This is a genomic window from Vibrio chagasii (assembly GCA_041879415.1).
Lineage (GTDB): Bacteria > Pseudomonadota > Gammaproteobacteria > Enterobacterales > Vibrionaceae > Vibrio.
This window is the reverse complement of the sequence record CP090851.1, coordinates 545884-562857: the sequence shown is the minus strand read 5'-3', so window position 1 is coordinate 562857 and position 16974 is coordinate 545884. Positions and strand designations below refer to the sequence as shown.

Below are 16974 nucleotides of genomic sequence, written 5' to 3'. Positions count from 1 at the left end.
ATTTGTATTGTATTTCTATACCGACTTCAAACAATCAATATCTTATCTATATGGCATGAAGGATGCAGTCATTAAGATGACCTTCGGGTCACCTAGCCAACTGACGTTGTTAGTGGACTTAGTGTTCACAAACGTAAGCCAGTAGAACAATTCCTACTGGCTGTTTTTTTGTCTAGAGCACCATCAAAAGGAAGGTTTGACTAATATAGGCAACGTTTAGCTATTGGTAATGAACTGCTTTCTCAGCTGCTCAATTTCATCACGTTTCTGTGCCGCCAACTCAAACTCTAAGTTTTGAGCATGTTGGTACATCGCCGCTTCTAGCTTACTGATCTCTTTATCGAGTTGTTGTGGCGTCAGCACAGCATAGCTCTGTGAAGGCTCTGCCACCTTAGACAATGGCACCTGTTTAGACTGACGTTGTTGCTTCGACTTCGTGATATCACCCAACTCCATGATATCTTTAATGTTACGCTTCAGAGCTTGTGGCGTAATACCTTGCTCTTCGTTATAAGCCTGCTGCTTCTCTCGGCGTCGCTCTGTTTCATCAATCGCCTTTTTCATCGATTTAGTGATTGAGTCGCCGTATAAGATCGCCTTACCTTCTAGGTTACGAGCTGCACGACCGATCGTTTGGATCAGAGAGCGTTCAGAACGCAAGAAGCCTTCTTTATCAGCATCCAGAATCGCCACCAGCGATACTTCAGGCATATCCAAGCCCTCACGAAGTAAGTTAATACCCACTAACACATCAAACTCGCCCAAACGGAGATCTCGAATAATCTCTACACGCTCTACAGTATCGATGTCTGAGTGTAAGTAACGCACTTTCACACCGTGTTCTGTGAGATATTCAGTTAGGTCTTCTGCCATTCTCTTGGTTAACGTCGTCACCAATACACGCTCATCTTTATCTGAACGTATTCTAATTTCTGACAACAAGTCATCCACCTGAGTCGCTACTGGCCTTACTTCAATAATCGGGTCTAATAGCCCCGTTGGACGAACAACCTGATCAGCAACCTCACCATCGGACTTTTCAAGCTCGTAATTACCTGGCGTAGCTGAAACAAAAATCGTTTGTGGGGCAATCGATTCAAACTCATCGAACTTCATTGGTCGGTTGTCTAAAGCAGAAGGAAGACGGAAACCAAATTCAACCAAGGTCTCCTTACGAGAGCGGTCACCTTTATACATCGCGCCGATTTGCGGCACGGTAACGTGTGACTCATCGATGATCAGCAGACCATCAGCAGGCAAATAGTCGAATAATGTTGGAGGCGCTTCACCTTCAGCACGACCACTCAAGTAACGTGAGTAGTTTTCAATGCCCGAGCAGAAACCAAGCTCTGTCATCATCTCGATATCAAATTGAGTTCTTTGCGAGATGCGTTGCTCTTCGAGAAGCTTATTATTGTCTTTGAGGTATTGGGCACGATCTCGCAGTTCATCTTTGATGTTCTCGATCGCTTCAAGGATTTTTTCTCTCGGTGTCACGTAGTGAGTCTTTGGATAAACCGTAAAGCGTGGCAAATCTCTTTGTTTAATTGCGCCAGTTAGTGGGTCGAAGATACTGATACAGTCGACTTCATCATCAAACATCTCGATTCGTACTGCATCTTGGTCGGATTCAGCCGGGAATATATCAATCACTTCACCACGAACACGGAACTGACCACGCTCAAACGCTACATCGTTTCTGGAATATTGAAGTTCGGCCAAACGACGCAAGATATCGCGCTGATCCATGATCTCTCCACGGCTCAAGTGAAGCATCATTTTCAAATAAGACTTAGGATCACCCAGACCATAGATAGCGGAAACAGACGCAACGATAATGGCATCTTTTCTTTCTAACAGGGCCTTGGTCGCAGAGAGCCTCATTTGTTCAATATGAGCGTTTACAGAGGCATCTTTCTCAATAAATGTATCCGTGGTTGGAACATAGGCTTCCGGTTGGTAGTAGTCATAGTAAGAAACGAAATACTCAACAGCGTTATTTGGGAAGAAAGACTTCATTTCACCATAGAGTTGAGCCGCCAACGTCTTATTCGGCGCTAATAGGATTGCTGGTCTTTGAGATTGGGAAATGACGTTAGCAAGCGTAAAGGTTTTACCCGACCCCGTTACCCCTAATAGAGTTTGATGTGCGAGACCAGAATCCAGTCCATCTAGTAATTGGGTAATCGCAGTCGGCTGGTCACCGGACGGACTGTAGTCCGATACCAAATCAAAAAGTTTACTCATAGGTCGCCATTTCCATACTGTTTTTTTAATCAGGTCATTGTCACTCTAGGAGGAGTGTCGATGCAACTATTATCTGGAGAAATGCATCTTAAGATTAGAGATCAGTTATAGCTTTTAATTTTAGAACTTGGTATTATCCGTGCCCCTGCAAAGTTTCCTCAGCTAAATTACTCGAATTTTAATCCACTACTTTTCCCCAAAAAATCTAAAAATACCGCTTGTTTTACTGTTCCCTTTGTAATCAAGAAAAGTTATACAATCTTAATAAATTGCAAACTCCCCTTTAAATACATCAAGTTAGATCGATTTTTTACATTTTCAGATTTATCCCAGCTAATGTTGTTAAAGTTTCACACACACACTTATCCACAATTTTGGTGGATAACTAAAGCAAAGCCAAATCCAATAAGGCATTCAAGAAAGTAAAGTTTTTTATCTGATTTTTTTCTGTGATTTTTTATTGACAGAAAAAAGGAGTCTTATTAAAATTCGCGTCGCTAACAAGCAATTCCCCCTTAGTTCAGTTGGTAGAACGGCGGACTGTTAATCCGTATGTCGCAGGTTCGAGTCCCGCAGGGGGAGCCAAATTCTAAAAAAAAGCTCAATCGAAAGATTGAGCTTTTTTCGTTTTAACTGCGACTAACTTGTTCCAAGTTAATGTCTCAGACCTAGTCGGCCACGTACGAGTCCCGACAAGGGGAGCCAAATTTAAAGAAGCCGCATCACTTGATGCGGCTTTTTACGTTTTAAAGCGACTGGTTTGTACCAAACCAATGTCTCAGAGCTGGCCGCCCGCGTTCGAGACCCGACATGGGAAGTCCTAATTCTAGAAAAAGCTCAACCTTTCGATTGAGCTTTTTTCGTTTTAACTGCGACTGACTTGTTCCAAGTTAATGTCTCAGCCGAAATGTCGGGCCCTGCTAGCCGCCCGCGTTCGAGTTATAGCCATTAATTGCAGTCTGCTTCTTGTGGTTCTTCGTCTTTAAACCTTCGATAACAGTGAGAAGTTAGGGTGCCTTGCTCCGTTCTAAATGAAAGGCCTGAGTGGCCTATGTTGATTCGCTTCCGCCACACTAGTAGATCTTCGAGTGAGTCAACCTTTTCTATTTGAATCTGTATTTTTTCAAAGTATCCGTCAAAGTTCATAATTCAATATCTTATTAAAACAACAAACCGCTCTAACCAGTTTTAATCATTCAGTAGTTGCTAAAAAACGTCTCAGATACGGCCTTTACTTCAACAATGAAAAAGGCGTGGCTATGTTGGCAACCAAAGCTCGTTCTTCACCATTGAACACACTTAAATGATTGACGAACCACCTTAAACGAAAAGAATTAAATAGTACTGACAATCAAATAATTTCAAGAAAAATCAGAAGTTAGAATATGATTACTTCAAAGATATCAGCGGAGCTTTCGTCGTTTTGATCTACAAACTTTTAGGAGCCCAGAACTCTCTCAGAGACACCCACAATAGGTGTAAACTTCATATATAAGTTCGCTGTTTTAAAGCGCGACCTAGCGATGCTCAATGCTCCCGCCCCTGAGCTCATCGAGTAATAGTGCTCTTCGGTCTAATATTTGCAGCAGAAATATACCTATCTATTTGTGCAAACTGATTTTTCAAACAATAACCAGTTCGGTTAGAGTGCCCTCCCTTTTCATACCAATCCATACCTTCCAATAGCAGAGGAAATACACGGCCAAAACAATAAAATCAGTCCGCTTACCCGTTAAAATTGTTAATTTTCTTATCAATAAACGACTCTCAAGTAGACTAATTATTTCAGTACAAGGTGTAGTCCTGGTAGGTTTTAGATCGTCCGATTTATTGTTGCTCCATCTGCTATCCTGTTATTAAGCGTATAAATTTCCATCAGACATACAAAACCACACCGTTCACTGGTTGTTATTAGGTGAGCAAAGCAGGATAATATCGGGATCGGAATCTCAAGAATTAATCCATTATGACCGAATACCTTTTGTTGTTGGTTGGCACTGTGCTGGTCAATAACTTTGTGCTAGTGAAGTTTTTAGGGCTATGTCCTTTCATGGGAGTCTCCAAGAAACTGGAGACTGCGATTGGCATGGGCCTCGCGACGACTTTCGTTCTGACGTTAGCGTCGGTCTCTGCATACCTAGTAGAAACCTACATCCTTACCCCTCTGGGTATTGAATACCTGCGTACCATGAGTTTCATTTTGGTTATCGCAGTCGTGGTTCAATTTACGGAAATGGTGGTTCACAAAACCAGCCCGACTCTTTATCGACTATTGGGTATCTTCCTACCCCTTATCACCACCAACTGTGCGGTATTAGGCGTGGCACTCTTGAACATCAATGAAAACCATAACTTCATCCAGTCGATCGTTTATGGTTTCGGCGCGGCGGTAGGTTTCTCCCTTGTTCTGATCCTATTTGCTGCAATGCGTGAACGTATTGCGGTTGCTGATGTTCCAATGCCATTTAAAGGCGCATCGATAGCGATGATCACAGCAGGCCTAATGTCTCTGGCATTCATGGGCTTTACTGGGTTGGTGAAATAACCATGAGTACCATTTTAATTGCGATCATTGCGTTAGCTGTTTTAGCCGCTGTTTTTGGCGCTATTTTGGGCTTCGCCTCTATCCGCTTCAAAGTAGAAGCCGATCCTATCGTCGATCAAATCGACACAATTTTACCGCAAACTCAATGTGGCCAGTGTGGCTACCCAGGTTGTCGCCCATACGCAGAGGCGATTGCTAACGGAGACAAGATCAATAAATGTCCTCCTGGTGGCCAAGCAACCATTGAGAAGCTAGCAGACTTAATGGGCGTAGAAGTTGAAGACTCCGCTCACGACTTAGATAACAAAGTAAAAACTGTTGCCTTCATTCATGAAGATATGTGTATCGGCTGTACTAAATGTATTCAAGCCTGCCCTGTCGACGCCATAGTTGGTGGTACTAAGGCACTACACACAGTAATTAAAGATGAATGTACTGGTTGTGATCTTTGCGTCGCGCCGTGCCCTACTGACTGTATTGAAATGATTCCAGTGGCAACAACGACTGAAAATTGGAAATGGCAGATGAACATCATTCCTGTTACGGATATCACTAACCAAGCAACTGATGCGACCGCGTCAGAGCCTAAGGCATAGGGTTAGTATGATCTCTTTAATTGAACAAATTCGCACGGGCTCTATTTGGACCTTCCCAGGCGGCGTGCATCCTGCTGAAAACAAGAAACAGTCCAATACCACTGGTATCGTTCATGCAAGGCTTCCAGAAGAAATCGTCCTTCCGGTCAAACAACACATCGGTAAGCCTGGTAACTTATTGGTTGCTGCCGGTGACACAGTACTGAAAGGCCAACAACTAACGGCTCTAGATACTGGTTTTACATTGCCGGTACATGCACCTACATCAGGTGTGATTACTGCTATCGAACCAAGAACTACCGCTCACCCTTCAGGCTTGAGCGAACTCAGTGTGGTCATTAAACCTGATGGCTTAGACGCTTGGATTGAACGAAATCCCGTTGAAGACTTTTCAACGAAAACCTCAGACGAGCTGCTTGATGTGATTCGCCAAGCCGGTATCTCAGGTATGGGCGGCGCGGGATTTCCTACGGCGAAAAAGCTCCAATCAGGCCTAGGCCGTACTGATATTCTGATCGTCAATGCAGCTGAGTGTGAACCTTACATCACATCAGATGACAAGTTGCTTCAAGAACATGCCGAAGAAGTACTAAAAGGCATTGAGATAGTTGAACACATCCTTCAACCAAAACTGACCGTTATCGGTATTGAAGACAACAAGCCAGCGGCAATTAAAGCACTTGAGGTTGCCGCGAAAGACAAAGACATCGTCATTCGCGTGATCCCAACTAAATACCCTTCAGGTGGTGAGAAACAGCTGATTAAGATCCTCACTAATAAAGAGGTTCCTGCTGGTGGCATCCCTGCTGACATTGGTGTATTAGTTCAGAACGTTGGCTCTCTCTACTCTATTAAGAGAGCTGTAATCGACGGTGAACCCGTAGTTAACCGCGTCGTGACTTTAACCGGTAAGACTTTTAAGCAACCTCGTAACGTTTGGGCACTATTAGGTACACCTGTACACGAGTTGCTCGAAGAGTTTGGCTATAAAGCCGATAAAAAGCTACCGCGTTTGATTCTGGGTGGCCCGATGATGGGCTTTACCTTGCCACATGCCAATGTACCGATCACTAAAACATCGAACTGTATTTTAGCGCCAACACGTCGTGAGATTGCGCCAAGCACTTACGAGATGGAATGTATTCGATGCAGTGCTTGTGCCGAAGCTTGTCCTGCCTCTCTACTGCCTCAACAGCTGCAATGGCACGCGAAAGCCAATGAGCTGGACAAGTGTGAAGAGCTAAATATTAAAGACTGTATTGAATGTGGTGCTTGTGCATTTGTTTGCCCAAGCGAAATCCCTCTTGTTCAGTACTATCGCCAAGCAAAAGCTGAAATCAAAACTCGAAAAGATGAAGCCGCTGCTGCAGAGCGCGCCAAGATTCGCTTTGAAGAGAAGAACGCTCGTATGGAGCGTGATAAAGCCGAGCGTGAAAACCGCTTTAAGAAAGCTGCAGATAACCGCCGTAAAGATATGAAAACATCTGGCGGTGATGATGCTATTGCTGCTGCTATTGCTCGTGTTAAAGCGCAAAAAGCTGCTGCGGAGCAGGCTCCGAATGAAGAGCCAGCAGTGAAACCTGCGGTTGCTGCCGCTATTGCAAAGGCAAAAGCGAAACAAGCTGCAGCTCTGAAGGAAAACGGCGCTGAACCTGACAACTCTGAAATGTCGAAACTGCGCGAAGAGCGTAAACGACAAGCTAGAGAGCGCAAAGCTCAACAAGCTTCTGCAGAAACTCAAGCCGACAACTCTGGTGATGGCAAGAAAGACGCTGTTGCAGCTGCAATTGCTCGCGCCAAAGCGAAGAAAGCACAACAAGCAGAATCTGCTTCTGAAGCTCCAGTTGAAAGCTCTGGTGACGCTAAGAAAGACGCCGTTGCTGCCGCTATCGCTCGTGCTAAAGCGAAGAAGGCTCAACAAGCGGAAGCTGCTTCTGAAGCTCCAGCAGAAAGCTCTGGTGACGCTAAGAAAGACGCCGTTGCTGCCGCTATTGCTCGCGCCAAAGCGAAGAAAGCACAACAAGCAGCATCAGCTTCTGGTGCTCCTGCTGAAAGCTCTGGTGACGCTAAGAAAGATGCTGTTGCTGCCGCTATCGCTCGTGCTAAAGCGAAGAAAGCACAGCAAGCGAAACAGACTGAAATAGAAGAAACACCTGAATCCGCAATTGAAGTTGAAATTGAAACTCAACAAGAGCCAGTCAATCCTAAAAAAGCAGCCGTTGCTGCCGCTATTGCTCGCGCTAAGGCTAAGAAAGCACAGCAAGCGACACAAGCTGAGACAGTAGAAACTCCTGAGCCAGTACTCGAAGTTGAAGCTGAAACTCAACCAGAAGCTGTCGACCCTAAGAAAGCTGCTGTTGCTGCCGCTATTGCACGCGCTAAGGCGAAAAAAGCTCAGCAAGCTAAACAGGTTGAAGCACAAGAAATCACTCCTAAGCCTGTAACCGAGAAAGAGACTGAAGTGGTAGCTGAGACTCAATCACAGTCAGTCGATCCTAAAAAAGCAGCCGTTGCTGCCGCTATTGCTCGTGCTAAAGCAAGAAAAGCACAGCAAGAGCTAGATAAAAAGAACAATGAGGAGAAAGAGTAGTGGCCTTCTTTATCGCCAGCTCACCGCACGCACACAGTCGTAGAAGCACCCCAAATCTAATGAAATGGGTAGCTATTTGTGCATTGCCAGGTCTACTAGCTCAAACCTACTTCTTTGGATGGGGTACCCTCATCCAGTTAGTATTTGCTATTGCACTTGCTGTTATCTTTGAAGCAGCCGTAATGCTGTTAAGAAAACGTCCACCAGTAATGGCGCTGCGTGATTACAGTGCCGTTGTAACCGCTTGGCTACTGAGCGTCGCCATTCCTCCACACTCTCCGTGGTGGATCCTCGTTATTGGTATGTTCTTCGCTATTATTATCGCGAAACACTTGTACGGCGGCCTAGGACAGAACCCATTTAACCCTGCGATGGTTGCTTACGTTGTTTTGCTGATTTCCTTCCCAGTTCAAATGACGAGTTGGAATGCACCCGCGAGCCTGACAGCAGAAGCAACAAGCTTTATTGACTCATTCTTGATGATATTCACGGGCTTCAATAACGAGGGTTTGTCTCTGCAACAAGCACGCCTTGGTATTGATGGCACCACAATGGCGACGCCACTTGATGCATTCAAAACGGCATTAACGGCAGGTAATACGGCTTCAGAAGCACTATCTCAACCGCAATTCAGCTGGTTAGCTGGCGTAGGCTGGGAGTGGGTAAACCTTGCTTACTTAATCGGCGGTTTAGTGCTGATTAAGCAACGTGTTATTCAATGGTATATCCCAGTGGCTTTCATCGGCAGTCTTACTCTGTTTAGCTTAGTGTTCTTAGTGCTTACTCCTGGTGAAACCGCTTCTCCAACCATTCACCTTCTGTCTGGCGCGACTATGCTTGGCGCATTCTTTATTGCAACAGATCCAGTTTCGGCTTCGACGACAGTTAAAGGTCGCTTGGTGTTTGGTGCGCTAATTGGTGCGTTAGTGTTTATTATCCGCAGTTGGGGTGGCTTCCCTGATGGCGTTGCGTTTGCTGTATTGTTAGCCAACATGTGTGTTCCACTGATTGACTACTACACCAAGCCTCGTACATACGGCCACTAAAGGAGCGGACATCATGCTAAATGCTATTAAGAAAAACGGCCTTGTGCTCGCGATTTTTGCCTGTGCATCGACAGGTTTAGTGGCGGTAACCCACTACCTAACAAAAGATCAGATCAAACAGCAAGAACAGGCTCAGTTGCTATCTGTACTTAACCAGGTGATCCCACACGATCTTCACGACAACGAACTGTTTTCGTCTTGTACTTTGGTTCAAGCAGAAGAGCTTGGTACAGAGAAAGCGATGCCCGCTTACATCGCCAAAATCAATGGTGAGCCAAGCGCGATTGCGATCGAGGCAATTGCACCAGACGGTTATAACGGTGCGATTAAGGTGATCGTCGGTATGAAAATCGACGGTACTATTTTAGGCACTCGTGTACTTTCTCACCAAGAAACTCCAGGCTTGGGTGATAAGATTGATCTACGTGTGAGTGATTGGATTCTTTCTTTTTCCGGTAAACAAGTAACGGACTCTAATCTTGACCGTTGGAAAGTTCGTAAAGACGGTGGTGACTTCGATCAGTTTACTGGCGCGACCATTACCCCTAGAGCGGTAGTGAAATCTGTCAAACAAGCGGTCCAATACGTCAACCAAAACAACCAAGCATTGCTTGCTCAACCTCTAAATTGTGGTGGTGAATAATGAGTGATCATAAAACACTAATCAAAAATGGCATGTGGGCCAACAACCCTGCCCTAGTACAACTGCTTGGGTTATGTCCGCTATTGGCTGTCTCTTCAACGGTGACCAACGCACTTGGGCTCGGTATAGCGACTCTACTTGTATTAGTCGGTTCGAATGTTGCTGTTTCTCTGGTTCGTAATCATGTACCAAAAGAGGTGCGTATTCCGGTGTTCGTGATGATCATTGCATCGCTGGTAACGTGTGTTCAGCTGCTGATGAATGCTTACGCGTATGGCCTGTATCTATCTCTCGGTATCTTCATCCCACTGATCGTAACCAACTGTATCATCATTGGTCGAGCAGAAGCCTTCGCCTCTAAAAATGAAGTATTACCTGCCGCTCAAGATGGCTTCTGGATGGGTCTTGGTATGACATCTGTATTGGTGGTATTGGGCGCAATGCGTGAAATCATTGGTAATGGCACCCTATTTGATGGCGCAGATCTGCTACTTGGTGATTGGGCATCAGCCTTAAGAATCGAAATTTTCCAATTTGATAACAGCTTCTTGCTTGCTCTACTTCCACCGGGTGCCTTTATTGGTGTTGGTTTCTTGATTGCGTTAAAAAACATCATCGATCATCAAGCAAAATCGAAACAACCAAAACCAGAAAAACCGGTTATTGAGCGTGCCCGCGTGACCAACGCTTAACAACAAAAACCTGCTGAGCTGCTCAACCGCTCGGCAGAAAATAGATATAACAAATACACATAACAATGACGCTCATAAGAGCGCGTAACCGATGATACGGCCTGAGTTTTCGAGCTTATTGAATACCAACTCCAGAGCTCTGCCCTAACTATTTGAAAGTAATGTCGCTATGAACAATGTAAAACGAGTACAAATACTTGAGCGTTTAAGGGAAAACAATCCAAAGCCAGAGACTGAGCTAAATTGGAGTAGCCCTTTCGAACTTCTGATTGCGGTACTTTTATCTGCACAGGCAACTGACGTCAGCGTGAACAAAGCCACAGATAAGCTTTATCCTGTTGCTAATACCCCACAAGCAATTTTTGACCTAGGTGTCGATGGTCTGAAAGAGTACATCAAGACTATCGGTCTGTTTAATTCGAAAGCAGAAAACACCATTAAGACATGTCGTATGCTGCTTGATCTTCACAATGGTGAAGTACCAGAAGATCGCGCCGCACTGGAAGCCCTGCCTGGTGTTGGCCGTAAAACTGCCAACGTCGTATTGAACACTGCTTTCGGCTGGCCAACTATTGCCGTTGATACTCACATCTACCGTGTATCGAATCGCACTAAGTTCGCCATGGGTAGGACAGTCGATGATGTCGAAGCCAAGCTACTTAAAGTGGTTCCAAAAGAGTTCAAACTGGATGTCCACCACTGGCTTATTCTTCATGGTCGCTACACTTGTGTCGCGCGTAAGCCTCGCTGTGGCAGCTGTATTATTGAAGACCTGTGTGAGTTTAAAGAGAAAACTGACGTCTAGTTCATAAACCAGAACCACAAGCCTATTGGCTAAACAGTATCGCCATTGTCTGGCGGCATAAAACAGAATTACAAAAACGTAAACATAGTTAAAGCTAGGAGCAAATCATGTCAAACGGTCGTATTTTACACACCATGCTACGCGTGGGTGATCTAGATAAGTCTATCGAGTTCTACACAAATGTAATGGGCATGCAGCTATTACGTAAGAACGAAAACAAAGAGTACGAATACACGCTAGCTTTCGTTGGCTTTGGTGACGAGTCGCAAGGTGCAGTGATTGAGCTGACATACAACTGGGGGACGACTGAATACGACCTTGGTTCGGCTTTCGGCCACGTAGCTATCGGTGTTGATGATATCTACACAACGTGTGACGCGATTAAAGCAGCAGGCGGTAACGTGACTCGTGAACCAGGCCCAGTAAAAGGTGGTTCTACACACATCGCATTCGTTAAAGATCCTGACGGCTACATGATTGAGCTGATTCAAAACAAACAAGCGAGTGCGGGTCTAGAAGGTTAATTCAGAAGTACCGTTGCGAGATTAGGCTAGAACGCCTGATGAAATGAATAGAGAAGCGAGCACTATGCTCGCTTCTTTTTTATCACTCCCCCACAATCGATATTCTTTACCAATAATTATTAACAATCTCACCGATGAAACTTTACTTGATAATGATTATCATTTAAATTATCAACCCTATTGATTAGTGAGGTAATACAATGATTAGCGAATGGGAAAAACACACGTTACTCGCCGACACGGCATTGCAGCTCGACGATCCTGTACGAAGTATTCTTCATTATCAGCAGGCACTGAACCTAAGTGAGGAGATCACTGAGCGTACAGATATAGAGGCTGATGAGCGGTTACTGATCTCGGTAATATCTTGTCATAACCTTGCGCAATTCTGGCGCTGGGCGGGTGATACCGAGTATGAACTTAAATATCTTCAATTAGCTTCAGAGAAAGTACTGACTCTGATCCCTCAGTGTCCCAATACACAATGTGCTAGCTTTATTGATTCTATTGGCTGTTGTAAAAAAGCACTTATCGATTTCATGAAACGCCACCCAAACCCTAAAATTGCCTCTATGGTGGAAAAAATCGATACCGCGACTAACTGCGAAATGATCGCTCGCTTCCGCCTCAACTAAGCAAACCCGTCTATAGGCACATATCGAGTTGATTTAACTAAATTTCAGATACAAAAAGCCCGTCATTGTGACGGGCTTTTTCGTTTAAGGTCTTTCGCTACCAGCTTAGACTTGCGTTCTACCTAGGGAGATAACCACACGTCGGTTCTTATCTTTACCAATTGGCGAGCTATTATCAGCAATTGGGCGACGCTTGCCATAGCCTTGCACTTGAATGCGGTCTTCCGGCAAACCAAGAGATTTAAAGTACTCTCTTAAAGACTCAGCTCTTCGTTCTGACAGGTTTTGGCTAATGCCTTTGCTGTCTGCCGAATCGGTGTAGGTCGCGACTAAAACAAGGTCAATATCTTGGTTGTAACGAACATACTCAGCAATCTGACTAAGCCTTTTACGTGACGACTTGTTTAGCTGATCGCTGTTACGGTCGTAATGCAAAATAGTGAATGAGATATCTTCGAAGCTGTACGGCAACAAGTTAGCAATACAATCACTGAACACATTGTATTTCTCTTGGAACAAAACCGACGATAACGCCACTTCAATACGCTGATCTCGGCTCTGCCACTCTTGGTAGCTAAATGTTGGATAGCGCCCTTTCTCTAACTCACTCAGGATACCCCAAGCCGTTTGACCGCCAACGTAACCATCAAATTGCTGAAAGAACTTGATGGTTGTCATACGATCGGCACTCTCGCCTGGGCGCCAAGGTGGCGGCATAGAGATCAAGCTGACATTACGAGTCGCGCCCATCGGACGACGCATTTTCAATTCAAAATCTAAAATGATTTTCTTACTCGCTCGGGATGAGAACTCAGCATCACCGAAATTGGGGATAGGATGCACTAAGCGACATTCTAGTGGCGTGTTAGCCACCATCTCCCATGTCGACTGTTGAGGAGATGCTCCGTAACGCTTTTCTTGTGCCATCACTGATGACGACATAAGGAGCGAAAATAGCATTGAACCTGTTATGAGTTGTTTCTTCATAAAGTGGAGTATCTCTTAAGCAATTCGTTTAACAATGCAGCCAATTGCCGCCTATTTCTATTGAGTTTAAATATGCAATTATCAAGCCGAAACGCGCTTGGTAATTTGTGATTTATTGCCCTTTCCTAGTTTTTATCACTGCTATTATCTGCAATAATGCAGCCTTAATCACACTTATTTGGGCTAACATGATTGTAGAAAACGAAGCTCTGACCCTAAAAAAACGCTTCCGTGGCTATTTTCCAGTGGTCATCGACGTGGAAACCGCAGGGTTTAACGCAGAAACCGATGCATTATTAGAAATCTGTGCCATTACATTAAAAATGGATGAAAACGGAGATCTGCACCCAGCATCAACGCTTCATTTTCACATTGAGCCTTTTGAAGGCGCAAATATAGAGCAGGCAGCATTAGACTTTAACGGAATTAAAGACCCATTTAGCCCATTACGCGGCGCAGTGTCTGAACAAGAAGCCCTTAAAGAAATCTACAAGCTAGTGAGAAAAGAACAAAAAGCTTCAGATTGCAGCCGTGCAATCATGGTCGCTCACAATGCTACATTCGATTTAAACTTCGTCAATGCGGCAAGTGAGCGTTGTAAGCTTAAACGCGTCCCTTTCCATCCATTTGCTACTTTTGACACTGCAGCTCTTAGTGGTCTTGCCTACGGTCAAACCGTTTTGGCTAAAGCTTGCCGCACTGCAGGGATGGATTTTGACAACAAAGAAGCACACTCTGCTTTGTATGATACGCAAAAAACCGCTGAGTTATTTTGCGGCATAGTAAACAAATGGAAAGCCCTTGGTGGTTGGCCGCTTGTTGACGAAGAATAAAATAGAATCGGTAAACGTATTGTCGTATTACCTTTAATAAAGAACACAACATCCCGAGAATAATATGAATCCTGTTGTAATTTCAGTTTGCATCATGCTTGTTTTAGCTTTGATGCGCGTAAACGTAGTCGTTGCTCTGACGTTCAGTGCAATTATCGGTGGCGTAGCCTCTGGTATGAGCTTGAACGATGCAGTCGCGGCTTTCGAAAGTGGATTAGGCGGCGGTGCAACTATCGCACTTAGCTATGCCATGCTTGGTACATTCGCTGTTGCTATCTCACGTTCTGGTATCACAGACCTACTTGCTCAAAGTGTTATTAAACGCATTCACGGTAAAGAGAACAGCACGGCATCGACTGGTCTTAAATACGGCATCCTAGCGTCTTTGATCCTAGTGACAATGTCATCGCAAAACGTGATTCCGGTGCATATCGCCTTCATCCCAATTTTAATCCCACCTCTATTAGGCGTATTCGCAAAAATGAACCTAGACCGTCGTCTGGTTGCATGTGTGCTTACTTTTGGTCTGATTACGCCATACATGGTATTACCAATCGGTTTTGGTGGCATCTTCCTAAACAACATCCTACTTAAGAACCTTCACGACAACGGTCTTGAAAGTGTAGTGGCGAGCCAAGTTCCAATGGCAATGCTACTACCAGCTGCTGGTATGATCTTTGGCCTTCTAACGGCAGTGTTCTTCACTTACCGTAAGCCTCGCCAATACAAAGAAACGTCTCACACGGTTGTTTCAACTGAAGCGAAACAGATCAACAAGAAACACATCCTAGTAGCAGCAGCAGGTATTGTTGCAGCACTAACGGTTCAGCTATCGACTGGTTCAATGATCATCGGTGCACTTGCTGGTTTCATGGTCTTCACTTTCGGTGGCGTAATTGCTTGGAAAGAGACACAAGATGTCTTTACCAAAGGTGTACACATGATGGCAATGATCGGTTTCATCATGATTGCCGCGGCAGGTTTCGCAGCAGTAATGAAGCAAACTGGTGGCGTTGAATCTTTGGTTGAAGCACTTTCAACAAGCATTGGTGACAACAAGCCTCTAGCTGCACTACTTATGTTGGTGGTTGGTCTACTGGTAACTATGGGTATCGGTTCTTCGTTCTCTACGATTCCAATCCTTGCAACTATCTACGTTCCACTAGCGGCAGCATTTGGTTTCTCTCCAATGGCAACTATTGCTCTAGTTGGTACAGCAGCAGCGCTTGGTGATGCAGGCTCTCCGGCTTCTGACTCAACGTTAGGTCCAACGTCTGGTCTTAATGCTGATGGCCAACATGAGCACGTATGGGAAACCGTTGTACCTACATTCCTACACTACAACATCCCACTGATCGTATTCGGTTGGATTGCAGCTATGGTTCTGTAGCTTATAGCTAGGTTCTATAGTCAGAATCAATTTTCAAAACTTAAAAAGACCGCCTAGTGCGGTCTTTTTTGTATCCAGTATTTCTCCCGCCAGGCTATTTACAAAAACCTTACGGTATAACAAAAGAAAAGGCTTACTCTTACGAGCAAGCCTTTGAAGTAGTTTTGAATAATACGATTGAGTATCGTCAATTAAGCAGTAGGAGCGCTCTTTAATAGAACTTCTCTAATCGACTTAAGTGTCGTTTCTGATGAGTGGTAATCCAGCTCAACTTCAGTGAAGATACCGTCGACTTCGAGCATTAGAGTTGGGTAAGAATGCACACCCATCGCATGTTTGAAGCTCAGTTGATCTTCTAGCTCACCCTCAAGTAGCTTACCTGCAAGATCGTTCTCAAATTGCTGCACATTCATGCCTAGCTCTTCAGCCAATTGCTTATGTGTCTCTTCGCTGTGCGGCAGCATTGCACGCAAGTAGTATGCGTGTTGAATCGCTTCAAGCATCTGCTCGTAGTGGTCTTGGAAACCCGCAGCAATAACAGCACGACACGCAGGGTAAGTGCTTCGTACCGGTTGGCACTCAGTCCAGAATTCATGATTGAACTCTGTACCTAATTTGGCTTCGATCTGCTTCCAGATAGCTTGCAACTTGCCTTTCATCTCTTCTGACATTGGTTCATCAGAATCCGGAGCCAAGCCACCTACTACGTAGTTGAACTCAATGCTCGCAGGCAATTGTTGTTTTAGTAACTCCAGTGTTGGTTTGTATCCCCAGCACCAGCTGCACATCGGGTCATGTACATAATGAAGTTTTACGTTCATTGTTCGTTCCTTATCGAGTCGACTCTCAATCAATTCCAACAAAAAAGGAGCCTAATTAAGGCCCCTCATTTTACTGTTCAGCGAAAAGGCTAGAACTTACTCAGCGTCATCGCCAGCAACTTTCGCTGCTGCTTCTTTGATGATTGGCTGAAGTTCGCCTTTTTGGAACATCTCAAGAATGATGTCACAACCACCGATTAGCTCACCTTCAACCCAAAGCTGTGGGAAAGTTGGCCATTGTGCGTAAGCTGGTAGCTCTGCACGGATATCAGGGTTTTGTAGAATATCTACGTAAGCAAATTTTTCGCCACATGCCATTAGAGCTTGAGACGCTTGAGAAGAGAAACCACAGCTAGGTAGCTTAGGAGAACCTTTCATGTACAGTAGAATAGTGTTTTCTTCAATTTGCTGTTTGATTTTATCGATAGTTTCCATTGCTTCCTCGTTAATGGATTACGGCTTTTATTGCCTTTATTCTACCCCAAACCAAAAGAATAAAAACCATATAAAAAAAATGGTTAACAAGCTAGACTAACAATTCACATAAAAGTGATGAAATATGCTTTTAATAAAGTAAAAACTTGCTAAACTAGAAACCAAGTCAGCAAATTGACCATGGT

The 16974-nt window shown here is 44.5% G+C and carries 15 protein-coding genes and 1 tRNA gene; 12 read left to right on the top strand and 4 right to left on the bottom strand.

Translation table 11 applies throughout. From position 1 onward, the window contains the following. Nucleotides 1-216 precede the first annotated feature (216 nt). The gene (uvrB, locus tag L0991_02580) at nt 217-2247 is read right to left on the bottom strand and encodes an excinuclease ABC subunit UvrB (protein ID XGB62965.1); all 2031 of its coding nucleotides are present in this window, start codon (nt 2245-2247) and stop codon (nt 217-219) included. Between the two features lie 509 nt (nt 2248-2756). Between uvrB and L0991_02575 the strand changes: the two genes are divergently transcribed. From L0991_02575 to L0991_02530, 10 genes are all read left to right on the top strand, one after another. After that, nucleotides 2757-2832 (top strand) — tRNA-Asn (locus L0991_02575). Between the two features lie 1381 nt (nt 2833-4213). Further along, a complete protein-coding gene (rsxA, locus tag L0991_02570) occupies nt 4214-4792 on the top strand; it encodes an electron transport complex subunit RsxA (protein XGB62964.1) in 579 nt (192 codons plus the stop codon). A gap of 2 nt (nt 4793-4794) precedes the next feature. Further along, nucleotides 4795-5388, top strand: a complete 594-nt coding sequence (gene rsxB, locus L0991_02565) for an electron transport complex subunit RsxB (GenBank protein XGB62963.1) — start codon at nt 4795-4797, stop codon at nt 5386-5388. Between the two features lie 7 nt (nt 5389-5395). Continuing rightward, a complete protein-coding gene (rsxC, locus tag L0991_02560) occupies nt 5396-7978 on the top strand; it encodes an electron transport complex subunit RsxC (protein XGB62962.1) in 2583 nt (860 codons plus the stop codon). Continuing rightward, a complete protein-coding gene (gene rsxD, locus L0991_02555) occupies nt 7978-9024 on the top strand; it encodes an electron transport complex subunit RsxD (GenBank protein ID XGB62961.1) in 1047 nt (348 codons plus the stop codon). The genes rsxC and rsxD overlap by 1 nt, the downstream gene beginning before the upstream one ends. 13 nt (nt 9025-9037) lie before the next feature. After that, nucleotides 9038-9667 carry an electron transport complex subunit RsxG gene (rsxG, locus tag L0991_02550; GenBank protein XGB62960.1) on the top strand — a complete coding sequence of 210 codons (630 nt, stop codon included), beginning with the start codon at nt 9038-9040 and terminating at the stop codon, nt 9665-9667. Beyond that, nucleotides 9667-10359, top strand: coding sequence for an electron transport complex subunit E (locus L0991_02545; GenBank protein ID XGB62959.1), 693 nt, complete (start codon nt 9667-9669; stop codon nt 10357-10359). Before rsxG ends, L0991_02545 begins: the two co-directional genes overlap by 1 nt. A gap of 169 nt (nt 10360-10528) precedes the next feature. Next, on the top strand, nt 10529-11164 hold the full coding sequence (gene nth, locus L0991_02540; GenBank protein ID XGB62958.1) for an endonuclease III: 636 nt from the start codon (nt 10529-10531) through the stop codon (nt 11162-11164). Between the two features lie 107 nt (nt 11165-11271). Then, entirely contained in the window at nt 11272-11688 is a 417-nt protein-coding gene (gene gloA, locus L0991_02535; protein XGB62957.1) for a lactoylglutathione lyase, read from the top strand. A gap of 200 nt (nt 11689-11888) precedes the next feature. Then, the gene (locus tag L0991_02530; GenBank protein ID XGB62956.1) at nt 11889-12323 is read left to right on the top strand and encodes a DUF2753 domain-containing protein; all 435 of its coding nucleotides are present in this window, start codon (nt 11889-11891) and stop codon (nt 12321-12323) included. Nucleotides 12324-12428: 105 nt separating this feature from the next. Here the strand turns inward: L0991_02530 and L0991_02525 are convergent, their stop codons facing one another. After that, complete coding sequence (locus L0991_02525; protein XGB62955.1) at nt 12429-13310, bottom strand: OmpA family protein; 882 nt, start codon at nt 13308-13310, stop codon at nt 12429-12431. A gap of 188 nt (nt 13311-13498) precedes the next feature. On the opposite strand from L0991_02525, the gene rnt reads away from it, so the two are divergent. Continuing rightward, nucleotides 13499-14143 carry a ribonuclease T gene (gene rnt / locus L0991_02520; protein ID XGB62954.1) on the top strand — a complete coding sequence of 215 codons (645 nt, stop codon included), beginning with the start codon at nt 13499-13501 and terminating at the stop codon, nt 14141-14143. Nucleotides 14144-14207: 64 nt separating this feature from the next. Further along, the gene (locus L0991_02515; protein ID XGB62953.1) at nt 14208-15533 is read left to right on the top strand and encodes a Na+/H+ antiporter family protein; all 1326 of its coding nucleotides are present in this window, start codon (nt 14208-14210) and stop codon (nt 15531-15533) included. Nucleotides 15534-15724: 191 nt separating this feature from the next. On the opposite strand, the gene L0991_02510 is transcribed toward L0991_02515, so the two are convergent. Further along, complete coding sequence (locus L0991_02510; GenBank protein ID XGB62952.1) at nt 15725-16354, bottom strand: DsbA family protein; 630 nt, start codon at nt 16352-16354, stop codon at nt 15725-15727. Nucleotides 16355-16450: 96 nt separating this feature from the next. Further along, the gene (locus L0991_02505) at nt 16451-16789 is read right to left on the bottom strand and encodes a Grx4 family monothiol glutaredoxin (protein ID XGB62951.1); all 339 of its coding nucleotides are present in this window, start codon (nt 16787-16789) and stop codon (nt 16451-16453) included. Between the last annotated feature and the right edge of the window lie 185 nt (nt 16790-16974).

Bases quoted from the DNA above. Each gene is read 5' to 3' on its own strand.
- uvrB (XGB62965.1), bottom strand. From the start codon at position 2,247: ATGAGTAAACTTTTTGATTTGGTATCGGACTACAGTCCGTCCGGTGAC.
- rsxA (XGB62964.1), top strand. From the start codon at position 4,214: ATGACCGAATACCTTTTGTTGTTGGTTGGCACTGTGCTGGTCAATAAC.
- rsxB (XGB62963.1), top strand. From the start codon at position 4,795: ATGAGTACCATTTTAATTGCGATCATTGCGTTAGCTGTTTTAGCCGCT.
- rsxC (XGB62962.1), top strand. From the start codon at position 5,396: ATGATCTCTTTAATTGAACAAATTCGCACGGGCTCTATTTGGACCTTC.
- rsxG (XGB62960.1), top strand. From the start codon at position 9,038: ATGCTAAATGCTATTAAGAAAAACGGCCTTGTGCTCGCGATTTTTGCC.
- L0991_02545 (XGB62959.1), top strand. From the start codon at position 9,667: ATGAGTGATCATAAAACACTAATCAAAAATGGCATGTGGGCCAACAAC.
- nth (XGB62958.1), top strand. From the start codon at position 10,529: ATGAACAATGTAAAACGAGTACAAATACTTGAGCGTTTAAGGGAAAAC.
- gloA (XGB62957.1), top strand. From the start codon at position 11,272: ATGTCAAACGGTCGTATTTTACACACCATGCTACGCGTGGGTGATCTA.
- L0991_02530 (XGB62956.1), top strand. From the start codon at position 11,889: ATGATTAGCGAATGGGAAAAACACACGTTACTCGCCGACACGGCATTG.
- L0991_02525 (XGB62955.1), bottom strand. From the start codon at position 13,310: ATGAAGAAACAACTCATAACAGGTTCAATGCTATTTTCGCTCCTTATG.
- rnt (XGB62954.1), top strand. From the start codon at position 13,499: ATGATTGTAGAAAACGAAGCTCTGACCCTAAAAAAACGCTTCCGTGGC.
- L0991_02515 (XGB62953.1), top strand. From the start codon at position 14,208: ATGAATCCTGTTGTAATTTCAGTTTGCATCATGCTTGTTTTAGCTTTG.
- L0991_02510 (XGB62952.1), bottom strand. From the start codon at position 16,354: ATGAACGTAAAACTTCATTATGTACATGACCCGATGTGCAGCTGGTGC.
- L0991_02505 (XGB62951.1), bottom strand. From the start codon at position 16,789: ATGGAAACTATCGATAAAATCAAACAGCAAATTGAAGAAAACACTATT.